General features: G+C 59.2%; 14 protein-coding genes. 6 read left to right on the forward strand and 8 right to left on the reverse strand.

Translation table 11 applies throughout. From position 1 onward, the window contains the following. Positions 1–97: 97 nt before the first annotated feature. The 7 genes from B0B09_RS04160 to dusB form a co-directional block, all read right to left on the reverse strand. Positions 98–1618, reverse strand: a complete 1521-nt coding sequence (locus B0B09_RS04160; protein WP_076658487.1) for a TrkH family potassium uptake protein — start codon at positions 1616–1618, stop codon at positions 98–100. Next, positions 1618–2994, reverse strand: a complete 1377-nt coding sequence (gene trkA, locus B0B09_RS04165; RefSeq protein WP_076658488.1) for a Trk system potassium transporter TrkA — start codon at positions 2992–2994, stop codon at positions 1618–1620. Before trkA ends, B0B09_RS04160 begins: the two co-directional genes overlap by 1 nt. Further along, on the reverse strand, positions 2991–4394 hold the full coding sequence (ntrX, locus tag B0B09_RS04170) for a nitrogen assimilation response regulator NtrX (RefSeq protein ID WP_055292865.1): 1404 nt from the start codon (positions 4392–4394) through the stop codon (positions 2991–2993). The genes trkA and ntrX overlap by 4 nt, the downstream gene beginning before the upstream one ends. Positions 4395–4402: 8 nt before the next feature. Further along, positions 4403–6625, reverse strand: coding sequence for a sensor histidine kinase NtrY-like (locus B0B09_RS04175; RefSeq protein WP_076659786.1), 2223 nt, complete (start codon positions 6623–6625; stop codon positions 4403–4405). Positions 6626–6755: 130 nt separating this feature from the next. Beyond that, positions 6756–8129 (reverse strand): response regulator, encoded by a 1374-nt coding sequence (locus B0B09_RS04180; RefSeq protein WP_076658489.1) that lies wholly within the window; start codon positions 8127–8129, stop codon positions 6756–6758. 2 nt (positions 8130–8131) lie between these two features. Next, positions 8132–9205, reverse strand: a complete 1074-nt coding sequence (locus B0B09_RS04185) for a two-component system sensor histidine kinase NtrB (RefSeq protein ID WP_076658490.1) — start codon at positions 9203–9205, stop codon at positions 8132–8134. Further along, positions 9202–10203, reverse strand: a complete 1002-nt coding sequence (gene dusB, locus B0B09_RS04190; protein WP_076658491.1) for a tRNA dihydrouridine synthase DusB — start codon at positions 10201–10203, stop codon at positions 9202–9204. Before dusB ends, B0B09_RS04185 begins: the two co-directional genes overlap by 4 nt. Before the next feature lie 185 nt (positions 10204–10388). Between dusB and B0B09_RS04195 the strand changes: the two genes are divergently transcribed. From B0B09_RS04195 to B0B09_RS04205, 3 genes are read left to right on the forward strand one after another with little or no spacing between them, the layout of a single operon-like run. Further along, positions 10389–11537 carry a bifunctional 2-C-methyl-D-erythritol 4-phosphate cytidylyltransferase/2-C-methyl-D-erythritol 2,4-cyclodiphosphate synthase gene (locus B0B09_RS04195; protein WP_076658492.1) on the forward strand — a complete coding sequence of 383 codons (1149 nt, stop codon included), beginning with the start codon at positions 10389–10391 and terminating at the stop codon, positions 11535–11537. After that, a complete protein-coding gene (locus tag B0B09_RS04200; RefSeq protein ID WP_076658493.1) occupies positions 11534–12022 on the forward strand; it encodes a phosphatidylglycerophosphatase A family protein in 489 nt (162 codons plus the stop codon). Before B0B09_RS04195 ends, B0B09_RS04200 begins: the two co-directional genes overlap by 4 nt. After that, complete coding sequence (locus B0B09_RS04205) at positions 12019–12486, forward strand: CinA family protein (RefSeq protein WP_076658494.1); 468 nt, start codon at positions 12019–12021, stop codon at positions 12484–12486. Before B0B09_RS04200 ends, B0B09_RS04205 begins: the two co-directional genes overlap by 4 nt. On the opposite strand, the gene B0B09_RS04210 is transcribed toward B0B09_RS04205, so the two are convergent. After that, positions 12483–12926: a type II toxin-antitoxin system RatA family toxin gene (locus B0B09_RS04210; protein ID WP_076658495.1), complete on the reverse strand. Its 444-nt coding sequence runs from the start codon at positions 12924–12926 to the stop codon at positions 12483–12485. The genes B0B09_RS04205 and B0B09_RS04210 overlap by 4 nt on opposite strands. An 84-nt stretch (positions 12927–13010) precedes the next feature. Here B0B09_RS04210 and hpt point away from each other — a divergent pair, with 84 nt between their 5' ends. The 3 genes from hpt (at position 13011) to B0B09_RS04220 (ending at position 14284) form a co-directional block, all read left to right on the forward strand. Further along, positions 13011–13556: a hypoxanthine phosphoribosyltransferase gene (hpt, locus tag B0B09_RS04215; protein ID WP_055292873.1), complete on the forward strand. Its 546-nt coding sequence runs from the start codon at positions 13011–13013 to the stop codon at positions 13554–13556. Then, positions 13553–13726, forward strand: coding sequence for a hypothetical protein (locus B0B09_RS17860; RefSeq protein WP_165689291.1), 174 nt, complete (start codon positions 13553–13555; stop codon positions 13724–13726). The genes hpt and B0B09_RS17860 overlap by 4 nt, the downstream gene beginning before the upstream one ends. 81 nt (positions 13727–13807) lie before the next feature. After that, on the forward strand, positions 13808–14284 hold the full coding sequence (locus B0B09_RS04220) for a c-type cytochrome (RefSeq protein ID WP_076658496.1): 477 nt from the start codon (positions 13808–13810) through the stop codon (positions 14282–14284). Positions 14285–14288 lie beyond the last annotated feature (4 nt).

The raw sequence follows: 14288 nt of genomic DNA on the forward strand, positions 1-14288 counted from the left end.
TCTTGCGGCCGCGGACCGGCCCCCCAGTGTTGTCAGACTTAGTATGTCGCGGCTGATCTGGAGTTTCCACCCCCTATTTACACATTAAAAGAGGCGCTTAGCGTTGCCAGATTTCCGGATTGAAGAGCGCAATAATCGCCAGCGTCTCCAATCGTCCCAGCACCATGGCAAAGGCGAGAATACCCTTGGCGGCATCCGGGATCCCCGAGTAGGCAATCGGCGTTTCTGCCGCGACCGCAGCCAATGGCCCTGTTGTCGACAGCGCCGAGACCGCCAGCACCATTGACGTTTCGAACTGTACCCCAGTCAGCGACAGGGCCAGCATCACCGCAGCAATGCTGATCGCAAACAGCATGAAGAATACCCAGGAAATATAGGCGCCCTGTTTGCGGATACGCCGCGCATCCTTGCCTCCGCCACCAACAGAGGACGGATGCAAAAGGCGTTCCTGTTCACGTTCCCCGTGACGGTAGAGCGCGTAAATCCGCAAGAGTTTGACCCCGCCTGCCGTTGTCGCCACACCGCCCCCGATCAAGGCAAGCCCGATCAGGAACAGCCCCGGCGTGTTCAGGCCTGACCAGTCCGTTGCCCCCGCCCAGAAATGCGACTCAAATCCGGTTGTCGTCAGGAAAGAGGTGACCGTGAACAGCCCGCCCCAAAGCGCGGATGCAGCTTCCTGCAAACCGGCGGCGTCCTCGCGCTCGGCGGCGCCGATAAAATGCCGCAGAAACAAAATCGCCGTGACCGTACCGATCAGAACAAGGGCTGTGAGAAATTCCGGATCACGACGCAACCCGCGTTCGCGTTCGCCGATCAGGCCACGGCTAAACGTCAGGCGGGACAGGGCGAAAATGAAGAAACAGAAGATCAACAGCTCACCCCAGAACCGCGAGGCTGCAAAATAGAGCCCGCCAATAGGCGAAATGCCCGAGGTCGAGAGCGTCGACATCGCGTGGATCAGCGCAATGTAGGGAAATTCCCCTGCAATCACGAGGCCGATCCACAGCAGCGTTGTCAGCCCGATATAAATCGGCGTCAGGGCCAGCGTATAGCGCACAAGTCGTTCAGACGGATCGGCAATCCGCGCAATCTGCGTGAATCCACCACTGGTGCCCCTGCCCGCGTTGCCCGTTGCGCGCACCTCAAACCCGCCAAGGTTCATGGGTGCAAAAATTGACACGGCTGTCAGCCAGACCAGCAAACCGCCCAACCAGCCCACAAGCCCACGCCAAAGATGCTGGGATGGTGTCAACCGCCCCGCAGTGTCATAGACGGTGGCCCCCGTCGTGGTGAAGCTCGACACCATTTCAAACCATGCATCCAGCAATGTCGTGTTCTCGACAGCCACATAGAAAGGAATCGCAAACATGATCGGCAAAGCCGTGAAAGCCGCAACAAGGCCCACCAGCTGGCTGCGCGCCACGCTGCGCGGCGCATAGCCTCCGGTGGCCAGACCGATCATCAGCGTGATGATCGAAAACAGGATAAACCCGTAAAAGAACACGCGCATTGTGTCGAAATCTTCCATCACCGCGCCATGGGCCGCCGGCACGATCATCGACGCCGCACCCAGACCCATCAGGATCACGAAAAATGGAAGCCGGACAATCCAAGCCATCAGAAGAAGTCTATCGAGACCTGCAAGAGGCGTTCAACTTCGGGCACGTCATCGGACATCGCGAAAATCGCAATCACGTTGCCCTCTTCTATCCGGGTCTCACCTGTGGGGCGTATGATCTTGCCCTGTTGCATCACCGCGCCGATCAATGTGCCTTCGGGAAAGTCGATATCCTTTACCTTCTGGCCCGCAATCGGGGATGTTCCCAGCACTTGTGCTTCAATCACTTCCGCCTCGGCGTCCCCGATCGAGTAGACACCGCGCACGCGCCCGTGGCGAATGTGACGCAGGATCGAACTCACAGTCACCGCACGCGGGTTGATATAAGCATCAATATCCAAAGGCCCCATCAGCGGCACCAAAGTCGGATCATTCACCAAAGAAATCGACATTTTACAGCCCATCTCTTTGGCGCGCACAGCGGCCAGCAGGTTTGTCTTATCATCATCCGTCACAGCAAGCACGGCGTCAGCAGATGAAATATTCGCCTCTTCCAGCAATCCACTGTCCAGCCCGTCGCCATGCAGCACGATCGTCCGGTCCAGCGCATCCGCCGCGCGTTCAGCATTTACGCGGTCTTTCTCAATGACTTTGACGCGCACCCGTTCCGTGCGGGCCTCCAGTGCCTGTGCAACACCAAGCCCGACATTTCCGCCACCAATGATGACGATACGTTCTTGTTTTGATTGGGTTTTGCCAAAAATTTCCAGCGTGCGCGTCATATCTTCGGTGTCAGTAAAGATATAACATTCATCATCGGGAAAAATCTGGTCACCGGGGGATGGCACAAAAAGCGTGCCTTCGCGCCGGATGCCCACCACGACGGCGCGGAGCGTGGAGAAAAGATCGGTCAGCTGGCGCAGGGGGGTGTTGATGACAGGGCAATCGTCATCAATCATGATCCCGAGCAGTTGCGCGCGCCCTTCCAGAAAGCTTTCGGTGTCAAAGGCTGCAGGTGCCGCCAGACGTTGCAAAGCGGCCTCTGCCACCTCGCGCTCGGGCGAAATCACCACGTCGATAGGCAGGTGGTTGCGGCGGTAAAGATCGGCATAGGCCGGATCAAGATAGTTCTGAGCGCGCAGGCGCGCGATTTTGCGCTGCACCGAAAACACCGAATGGGCCACCTGACAGGTGACCATATTCACCTCATCGGAATGGGTGGCAGCAATGACCATATCGGCATCCGCAGCACCCGCGCGGTCCAGCACGTCCGGGTAGCTTGCAAAGCCTGCGATACCCTGCACATCCAGCGTATCGGTGGCACGGCGCACCAGTTCCGGGTTGCTGTCCACAACCGTCACATCGTTGTTTTCGCCGGATAAATGGCGGGCGATCTGCCAGCCAACCTGACCCGCACCGCAGATGATGACTTTCATTCGTCCTCGCCTTCAATATAGGCCACGCGGCCACCCGCCTTGTTCGTTGTCACAACGCCTAGCGATTTCAGCTTCCGGTGCAAGGCCGAACGCTCCATGCCCACAAAAGACGCTGTGCGGCTGATATTGCCGCCAAAGCGGTTAATCTGGGTCAGCAGATACTCGCGTTCGAAAAGCTCGCGCGCCTCGCGCAAAGGCAGCGTCGCAAGACCACCAGCCAGCACGATCCGGCCTTCTTCACCCCCGCCATCCTCACTGTTGGGCAGCTCTTTGGCGCTGATCTCACCCGTGTTTTCCCCAAGAATAAGAACGCGTTCAACCACATTCTTCAACTGCCGCACATTCCCCGGCCAGAGCATGGTTTGCAACAGCGCGCGTGCATCCTCTGCCAATTTGCGCAGTGGCAGACCTTGCAGCTTGTTACAGGTTTCAATGAAATGCTCGGCCAGAAGCGGAATATCCTCGCGGCGTTCTTCCAATGACGGCACCGCAATCGGCACAACGTTCAAACGGTGATAGAGCTCTTCGCGGAACATGCCCGCAGCGATGGCTGCGGATAGGTCGCGGTTGGTGCTGGAAATCACTCGCAAATCCACCTGCACCTTGTCGTTGCCGCCCACACGCTGAAATCGCTGTTCGACCAGTACCCGCAGGATTTTTGACTGTGTTCCCAGAGGCATATCCGCAATTTCATCGAAATAAACGACACCGCCATTGGCCTCTTCCAGCAAACCCTGCTCGATGCCGCGTCCTGCGTCTTCGCGGCCGAACAACACTTCTTCCATGCGCTCGGGTTCGATCGAAGCCGAGTTCACCACCACAAACGGTGCCGAGGCGCGGTTGGAATTGGCGTGGATATAGCGCGCCGCGATTTCTTTGCCCGCCCCTGCAGGGCCTGTCAGCATCACGCGGCCATTGGATTTCGTCACCTTGTCCAGTTGCGATTTGAGTGTCCGGAAGGCCGCACTGTCGCCCAACATCTCGGCACTCTGGCTCTCGCCGCGCCGCAGTTGCACGTTTTCGCGGCGCAGGCGCGAGGTTTCCATCGCGCGGCGGATCACAACCAACAACTGGTCAATGTTGAAAGGCTTTTCGATAAAGTCGTAGGCGCCCTGCTTGATCGCGGCGACCGCAATCTCGATATTGCCGTGACCCGAAATAATAACGATCGGTATCTCCGGATGGTCGCGCTTGACGGTCTTGAGAATATCAATCCCATCCATATTGCTGTCTTTCAGCCAGATATCGAGGATCATCAGCGCGGGCTTCTCGGCCGCGATCTGGGCCATACATTCATCGGAGGTTCCGGCCAGCCGCGTGGTGTAGCCTTCGTCGATCAGAATTTCCGAAATGAGTTCGCGAATATCGCGTTCATCATCCGTAATCAGAATATCGCCCATAATTTACCTCATGCTGGAATTTTGGGGGCACGCGCGGCTTGCGCCGATGCGGGCAGTTGAATAATGGCGCAGGCCCCCGCGTGAGCGTGGCCTGCAAAAATCTCGGCATCTGTCAGTGTCAGCGTACCGCCGTGTTCTTCGATGATCTTCTTGACGATGGGCAGGCCGAGACCCGTCCCCTCGCCGCGCGTCGTCACGTAAGGCTCGAACAGGCGCGCGCGATCTTCCGGCAGGCCGATCCCGTTGTCCGAGATTTTAATCGTTACTGTATCGTTGTCCTTGGACATCCGCAGCTGGATTTCAGGGCGATAGCCCTCTGCCCCGTTACGGTCGATGTAGGTTTCCGTCGCCTCTCCTGCGTTTTTCAGCAGGTTCGTCAGCGCTTGCCCGATCATGGTGTCATCCATATCGACCAACACCTGTTCTTCGGGGATCTCGGCGGCAAAATGCACATCGGGCTGGCCTGCGATCTGCAATGACAGCGCATCATGCACCAGTTGCGTCATGTCATTGATATGCAATTCCGGTTCCGGCATGCGCGCGAATTTTGAAAACTCGTCCACGATGCGCCGCAGATCATTTGTCTGGCGCACAATCACGTCTGTCATCTGTTCCAGCTTGTCCGCATCATGGCCGACCTGACTATGGAACTTGCGCTTGATCCGTTCCGCCGAAAGCTGAATGGGCGTCAGCGGGTTCTTGATCTCATGGGCAATCCGGCGCGCCACATCGCCCCAAGCGGCCATACGCTGGGCGCTGACCAGATCGGTGACATCGTCAAAGGCAACAACATAGCCCTCCAACGCCCCGTCCACATTCCGGCGCTGCGCCATCCGGACCAACAGGCTCTCCTGTTGACCTTTGCGGATCAGGTTCACCTGGCCCTGCACGCTCTCACGGTCGGTTTCGCAGACCTGCGCAAAGAGGTCCGCAAACTCGGGAACGGCAAACGTGAGCGCCGTTTCTTCGGGTTGATCACCCACGGATAACAAGCGGCTGGCCGAGGGGTTCACAAAGGTCACGCGGCCATAGGCATCAAGCCCGACAACGCCCGATGTGACCGACCGCAGCACGGAATCAAACAGACGCCCCCGCCGTTCGGTCCGCTGGTTTGTCTCGATCAGTTGGTCGCGTTGCCCTTTCAGGCGGCTTGTCATCTGGTTGAAGTAGTGGCCCAGTTGCGAAATCTCGTCGTCGCCGTCATCTTCGATCACGCGCACATCCAGATCGCCGGACCCCACGCGCTGTGATGCTGACACAAGGCGCCCCACAGGCGTTGACAGACGCTCGGCAAAGACCAGACCGCCCCAGATCGCGCCAAGGATCAGGATAAAGCCAAACCCCAGATAAAGCAGGCCGAACTGGAACAAAAGCTGGCCGCGCTCGTTCTGCAGCTCTTCATATTGCGCCACTGTCTCGGTCGTATCATCCAGCAGCGTCAGCACATTCCCGTCCACAGGGCGTGTGACGTAAAGATACCTGTCACGGAACGCGACAAGCGGGATCAGCGCGCGGAATTCGTTGTTGGCAAAATCCTGAATGATCGCTAGCCCCGTGTCGTCGGCGCGGGTGAAATCCGCAGCCGAAGGGCGTTCATAGCCAAACTCATAGGACCGCGCGCCGCGCGCGGCAATCGTCCCCAGGCCGTCAATCACAAAGGCCTCGCTCAGGCCGCGCTCGACCTGCGCCTGCACCTCACCCAACGCGAACCGCACCTCGCCATCGTCCATAAAAAGGTTCGCCTGCCGTTCGCGGTTCAGATAGGCCGCCAGAGCAAGCCCGTCGCGTGTCAGCTCTTGGCGGTGCTCTTCTTCATAGGCCTGTGCCGTAGTCAAAGAGGTCCGCAATACGTTGCCCACGGGTTCGGAAAACAGCCCGTCCAGTGCGATCGAAATCAGCGTGACAGAAAAGACCGCCACCAGCACGATGGGCACCAGCGCTGACAGCGCAAAGACCCCTGTCAGGCGCAGACTGAGCCGTGAGCCGGCCGATTTGGCGCGCCGTGCGGACACCATCCGTGCCACCTGCCGCATGACCAGAGCCGCTACGACCAGCACATAGATGAAATCCAGAAGCAGAACCAAACGCAATGACGTGGACGACGCCCCGCGATCCAGCGGACCGACGACAATATAGGTCAGCACGGCCAGCAGTGGCCCCGCCACCACAAGGCCAATCGTCAACGCCGTTTGCACATGGCGCTGGCGGAACCAGCGACCGAGTCGCGTCATATTCAGGCCCGGAAGCGAACGCCGCACGCGCAATGCCCTGTTATTAAGGTGAGGTCGCCCTCACGGTACCGCCAATCACTGTGGTCTTTCTGCTACGCTGACGCAGCAGTGCCACGGTTCTGTTGCGGTTTTACATCAATTTGCGGCGGCGTGTCACGCGGATATCGAGGTCGGTGATCTTCTTGCGGAGCGTATTGCGGTTTATTCCCAGCAAATCCGCGCATTTGGCCTGATTTCCGCCCGTTGCATCCAGTGCAATCTCGATCAGCGGGCCCTCAACCTCTTTCAGGATTCGGTTATACAGCCCCGGAGGCGGCAGCACCCCGCCATGCAGATCGAAATAGCGGCGCAGGTGTTTGTTCACGCTCGCACTCAGTTTGTCGCCCTCGCCGCCTGAGCGCAGCGGTTCGATGGCAGGCTGGTTGCCAAGGACCAGTTCCACCTCGGCGCGGGTAATTTCATCCTCGGAAGCGGTAAAGACCAACCGGCGCACGGCATTTTCCAACTGCCGCACGTTGCCCGGCCAGCTATAGGCGCGGACCAGATCAAGGGCGGCATCACCAAAGCGGCGCAACGGCGCGCCATCACGTTCGGCGCGGGCCAGAAAATGCTCGGCCAGCAGCGGGATATCATCGACACGCTCGCGCAGTGACGGAACATCCACGGTGACACCGCCCAGCCGGTAAAACAGATCTTCGCGGAACAGCCCGTCTTCCATGCGTCCCATCAGGTCGGATTGCGAGGTGGCCATGATCCGCGGCGCGTTATCGCCCAGCGTGTCCAGCATCCGCACAATCCGGCCCTGCGCCTCTTCGGAGAGGTCACTGACTTCATCAAAGAGGATTGATCCGCCTTTGGCACGGCTGAGAACGGTGGACGGCCCGTCCATCCCTTCCAGATCCGCGGCGGACACCACGACAAACGGCAGGCTCCGCCGGTCTGAGAAATCATGCACGGCGCGCGCGATCAGCGATTTGCCCGTCCCGCTTTCGCCGGTGATCAGCACCGGCAGTTGGGTGTTCATGACCCGCGCGACAAGCCGGTAAAGGCCCTGCATCACCGGCGTACGCCCCACCAGCGGCAGATCACCGCCCTGTTCGGTTGCATTCACATCGGGGGCGCGTGTCGTGGGTGCACGGCGCTTGACCTCCAATGCACGCGCGGCGCGTTTCATCAGATCAGGCAGGTCAAAAGGTTTCGGCAGGTAATCATAGGCATCGGCCTCAGCGGCCTGAATGGCCGTCATGATGGTGTTCTGCGCTGAGATCACGATCACGGGCAGACCGGGGCGTGCCTCTGCGATCTTTGGCAACTGCTCAAGACCATTGCCATCGGGCATGATCACATCGGAAATAACCAAATCGCCTTTGCCCTCATCAACCCAGCGCATCAGCGTGACAATCGAGGATGTCGCATGCACCTTGCAGCCTGCCCGCGTCAACGCCTGGGTCAATACCGTTCTGATCGTCCGGTCGTCATCGGCAACAAGTACTGTCCCGTCCATTCTTATTCTCCTGCTTCATAATCTTTGGGCACCACCGGCAGCGAAATCCGGAACACCGTGCGCCCGGGCACGCTATCCACAGAAATCCATCCACCGGCGTCACCGATCAGTTTTGACACCAATGCCAACCCGAGCCCTGTTCCGTTTTCTTTCCCCGAGACAAAGGGTTCAAAGATATCATCCGCAATCTCGCGCGGCAGGCCGGGGCCATCGTCAATAATCTCGACCTGCAAAGGCAGGCGGGCATGGGTGCCGTCGGACCGGTGCACGCGCAACGAGGTGTCGTAGAAGGTATGCAGCGTAATGGTCCCCGCTTCCTTGCACGCCTCCGCTGCGTTTTTCAGCAAATTCAGGAACACCTGCAAAAGCTGATCCCCATCCGCCAGCGTTTGCGGCAGGGAGGGATCATAGGCTTCGACAAAAAGCATATGGGCGCCAAAACCCACCGCCGCCGATTGGCGGGCGCGGTCCAGAATATCGTGAATGTTGATCGGCTTGAGCACCGGTTTGCGCAGGTTTCCGAATTGTTCAACCTGTTCGAGCAGCTTCACAATCCGGCGGCTTTCCTCGACGATCAGATCGGTCATTTCCTGATCTTCCGAAGACAGCCCCATCGAGAGAAGCTGTGCCGCACCGGTGATGCCCGCCAGCGGGTTCTTGATTTCATGGGCGAGCATTTCTGCCATCCCGATTGCGGATTTCGCCGCCTTGCCGGACGAATGGTTCTGGTTGATACGGCTGGCAATCTCGCGCGGACTGATCATCACGATCATCTGGTCGTCGCTGCCTTGGAGGGGGGCGAATTGCAGGTTGCACAGCATCGGCGGGCGCTCGCCGCTGCCGACATCCACATCGTTCACGAACAGCGATGTGCGGTTTTCCTTGGCGCGGCGATAGGGCGCCTCAAGCGGCGCATCAATCATGACCTTTTCCCAAATCCTTTCGCCCACCAGTGATTTGGACGACAGGTTGAGAAAACTTTCCGCCGCAGGGTTGCTCATGATGATGACGTCATCACCATCAAGCATCAAAGACGGCACCGGCAAGGATGACCAAAGTGATTGTCCGAAAATCATGCCGCCACCTTTAAATCAAACGCTTCAGGAAGATCGCGCAGGACATCTGCGGGTGATGCGTGGGTCAGGATTGCCTTGCGCAGCGCAGGCGGCGTGCCCGCATCGTCCATGTACCAGCCCAAATGCTTGCGCGCGACCTTGCGCCCCAATTCGGAGCCATAGAAGGCCAGCATCGCTTCATAGTGACCGCAAACCATATCAATCAGATCACGGCCCTGCGGCACAACAGGGTCCGCCAGACCGTGCAGTGCCGCCGAAATCTGTGCGAGGACCCAAGGGCGCCCCTGCGCCCCGCGGCCGATCATCACGCCGTCGCCACCGGACAGGCGTAACGCCGCGCGCGCGGTATCCGCATCCACAATATCGCCATTGGCAATTACCGGAATCGTCACCGCCTCCTTGATCTGCCGGATCGCGGCCCAGTCGGCCGCGCCTTTGTAAAATTGGCAGCGTGTCCGCCCGTGGATCGTGACCAGCTTGATCCCCGCCTCTTGGGCCCTGCGGGCCACATCGGCTGCATTCAGGCTGTCGTGATCCCAGCCAAGGCGCGTTTTCAGCGTGACGGGGACATCAACGGCATTGACCACGGCCTCGATCAGGCTGAGCGCATGATCGGGCGTGCGCAAAAGCGCCGACCCCGAATAGCCATTCGTCACCTTTTTGGCCGGGCAGCCCATATTGATGTCAATGATCGCGGCACCGTTCCCTGCCGCCATGCGGGCCGCCTCGGCCATCCAATAAGCCTCGCGTCCGGCGATCTGGACGGCCGTGCCGTCCTGATCATAGCCCAGTTCGGCGCGTTCGCGCACGCCGGGTTTTGCCTGCACCATCTCCTGGCTTGCCACCATTTCGCTGACAACCCAGCCCGCGCCGAACGACGCGACCAACTGGCGGAACGGCAGATCGGTGATTCCCGCCAAAGGCGCAAGCGCCACAGGCGGCGTCAAAGCCACATCGTCCAAGACCAATTGTTTGGTTACTGCCACAGAGATAATCATTCGCTTACAGGTAAGGCGTCGCGGTACATCTACGGAGATTTGCAGCCCCCTTCAACGAAACTCGACCCATTTATCCCGATAAAATGGCGTTTGCTTAATTTTTGTGCATTTCGCTTGCCAAACTGACGAATTGCACCGGCGCGGTCTGAGGCCTAAACCTGACGCAACTAGAGGACAGACCACAGATGACAGTAGCGGCAATCATCGTAGCGGCAGGACGCGGCACACGCGCGGGGGGCGACGTGCCTAAACAGTGGCAACAGATCGGTCACCGCCCTGTGGCCGCCTATGCCATGGCGCGTTTCGCAAATCACCCGGCGATCACACAGTTGATCCTTGTGTTGCATCCCGATGACGTCGACACAGCCCTCTGGCCGCGTGACCCCGCGGCCACTGTCGTCACGGGCGGTGCGACCCGTGCTGCATCGGTTCAAGCGGGATTGGCAGCAACAGGTCCCGGGATCGAGACCGTGCTGATACACGACGCGGCCAGACCGCTGGTGACCGACGCTGTGATTGATCGCGTCCTCGATGCCCTTGCCACCCATATTGGTGCTGCCCCTGCGATTGCGGTGACTGATACGCTCTGGCATGGCACGGACGGCACAGTCGCGGGTGTGCAGGACCGCGCGGGCCTCTACCGTGCGCAAACGCCCCAGGGTTTTCACCTTGCCCCGTTGCGGGCCGCACATGCCGCGGGCACCGGGCAGGAAACCGATGATGTGGCCGTTGCCCGCGCGGCAGGGCTGGACGTTGCGATCGTGGCAGGCGATGAAGCGAACATAAAGATCACCACGCCCGAGGATTTCGATCGGGCTGCAGAGCTGATGAGGCGCAACCCAATGACTTCAACCCCCGATATCCGCTGTGGCAACGGCTATGACGTGCACCGCTTTGGCCCCGGCGATCATGTCTGGCTGTGCGGTGTGCAAATCCCCCACACCCGCAGCCTTCAGGGCCATTCCGATGCGGATGTGGGCATGCATGCTGTTACAGACGCGATCTATGGCGCATTGGGCAAAGGTGATATCGGCCAGCACTTCCCGCCCTCGGACCCGCAATGGAAAGGTGCCGCGAGCCATATATTCCTTGAACATGCCGTGGCCCTTGCCGCGTCGCTGGGGTTTCGCATTGGCAATGCAGACTGCACGCTAGTCTGCGAATTCCCCAAGATCGGACCGCATCATGATGCGATGAAGGCTGTGATGTCCGCCTATATGGGCATCGAGAGCGACCGCATCAGCGTCAAAGCGACAACATCAGAAAAACTGGGCTTTACGGGGCGCGAGGAAGGCATTGCTGCTATCGCCACCGTGACGTTGATCAAGCCATGACACATCTGATCGCCACCTTCTTTTATGTGGGCCACATCCGCCCTGCCCCCGGCACATGGGGATCACTTGCCGCCCTGCCCGCTGGTTGGGCGATCTATACGCTCTTTGGTCCTTGGGGCCTTATCGCGGGCATCGTGCTGTCCTACGTGCTTGGCGTCTGGGCCACGGGTGTCGAGACCAAAGGCAAGGACAACCACGACCCCTCCGAGATCGTGATCGACGAGGTTTGCGGCCAATGGATTGCCCTTCTGCCGCTGGCCTTCGGCGCGGCACGTCAGGACGTTGATATCCTCCTGCTCTGGCCTGGTTGGGTTGCTGCATTCGCGTTGTTCCGGCTTTTCGACATCACAAAATGGGGCCCGATTGGTTGGGCCGACCGGATCCATGGGCCAACCGGCGTGATGCTGGATGACGTGATTGCAGGCATCTTTGCCGCCATCGGTGTCGCCGCACTTGCCGCGCTTTACCATATCGTTCTGATATGAGTGCGCAGGCGCTTCTGGACGCCGCAAAGGCAAAAGGTGTGATGCTGGCTACGGCTGAAAGCTGCACGGGTGGGATGGTCAGTGCCGCCATCACCGATATTGCAGGCAGCTCGGCGGTGTTTGATCGCGCATTCATCACCTACACAAACGCTGCGAAAATCCAGATGCTGGGGGTGCTGCCTGCCACGCTGGACGCGTACGGTGCGGTGTCCGAAGCGGTCGCACGCGAGATGGCAGAGGGCGCGTTGCGCAACTCTGACGCTGATATCGCGGTGGCGATTACCGGTATCGCGGGACCCGGCGGATCAGACCACAAACCCGAAGGCCGCGTGTGTTTCGGGCTGGCCACGGCCGCCAGTGTGCACACCGAAACGGTCGAGTTTGGTGCGCAGGGGCGCGCCAAGGTGCGCAGCGCTGCGCGCGATCATGCGCTCGCGCTTTTGTTGCGTGCGGTCGAGACCTAGCGATAAAGCTCTGCCGCGCGCCGCTCGAACGACCGCACGACCCGCTGCATCGCCTCATTAAAGAACATGCCGGCGGCACCCTGCAAAAGGCGGCTTTTGAATTCAAAATCCACCGCGAAGGACACCTCGCAGCCCCCCTCGACGTCCTTGAAAGACCACTGGCTTTCCAGATACCGGATCGGCCCGTCAAGGTATTCCGTGTCGATCTTCATCTGTTCGGGCCAAAGCAGGACACGGCTGCCGAATTTTTCGCGGAACACTTTGAACGAAATCACCAGATCCGCCAGCATTTCCTGATGGTCGCCCTTATCGGTGATACTGCGCACACGCGCGGCGGCCGTCCACGGCAGAAATTTCGGGTAATTTCCCACATCGGCGACAAGGTCATACATCTGCTGCGCACTATAGGGCAGGAACTTCGTTTCAGAATGACGGGGCATAACGGCCTTTCGCGGGTGACTTCGCTGATGGATGTCGTAAACTTGGGCCAGAAAATCAACCTATTTCCCTGTATTGAGGCCTGAATGACGCACCCCACCTATGTGATCGACGAAATGATCAGCGCCAAAGCGATTGCGGCACGGATCGAAGATCTTGCACGCGCGATCAGGACGGAGTTCGCGGATACCAACAAGCTGGTCGTCGTGGGGCTTTTGCGTGGGTCTTTCGTGTTCATCGCCGATCTGGTGCGCGAGCTGGACCTGCCTGTTGAAGTGGATTTTCTTGAGGCCTCGTCTTATGGCGACGGCATGGAAAGCACCCGCGAAGTGCGTATTCTCAAAGACCTGCGCGGGCAGATCGAAGGACGTGATGTGCTGATCGTCGAGGATATCGTCGACACCGGACATACGCTGGCCCATGTGACCAAGTTTCTGTGGTCGCGCAAACCCGCCCGCATGAAGACCATCGCGCTGCTGGATAAACCCGCCCGCCGCGAGGTTGATCTCAAGGCGGACTGGATCGGCTTTGAAATCCCCGATGAATTCGTCGTGGGTTACGGAATCGATTTCGCCCAACGCAACCGCAACTTGGGCTTTATCGGCAAAGTGCGGTTCGTCGAGGAGACATGAACCCCCGCTGGCTCTTGAAGGCCAAACGCTGGGCGCAGAACCCGCCCTCGCCCGCCAGGATCAAATTCATTGCTGGAATCATTGTGGTCTGCCTGATCCTGTTTGGGGTCGAGCAGTTGTTTGGCTGGCCGGACTGGCTCACCCCGACCGATTTACGCCGAATGCGATAATCACGAAAACGTTATGAGGCGTTTTGTCGCACAGAGGGGTACGCTTTCGGTATTATTTTTTTGATTTCGTAGGAGAACCCCATGTCAAAAAAACTGAACCGTGTTGTCGCAACTGCTGTTGCTTTCTGTATCGCCGGGGCCGCATTCGCTGCAGGGCACCTGACCGAGGACCAGCAGCGCGCCCTGGATGCGCGACAGTCCCATATGGGTCTCTATTCCTTTAACCTTGGTCCGATTGGCGCAATGGCACAGGACCGCATCCCTTATGATGCCGCAATCGCAGCCACTGCCGCATCAAACCTTGCAGCGCTCGCCAGCATGGATCAGGCCGCCTATTGGGTCGAGGGGACTGACGCGAGCATCGAAGGGTCACGCGCCAAGGCCGAGATCTGGACAGACGCCGCCGGATACATGGCAGAGAAAGAGAAACTTGCCGCAGCAACCGCTGCTCTGGCAGCTGTCGCAGGTGACGGGCTTGATGCCATGAAGGCGGCGTTCGGTCCTGTCGGCCAATCCTGCGGATCTTGCCACGAAGCTTACCGCGCGCCGCGCACCTAAGATC

Origin of the sequence: Yoonia rosea (genome assembly GCF_900156505.1) — a bacterium.
GTDB lineage: Bacteria > Pseudomonadota > Alphaproteobacteria > Rhodobacterales > Rhodobacteraceae > Yoonia > Yoonia rosea.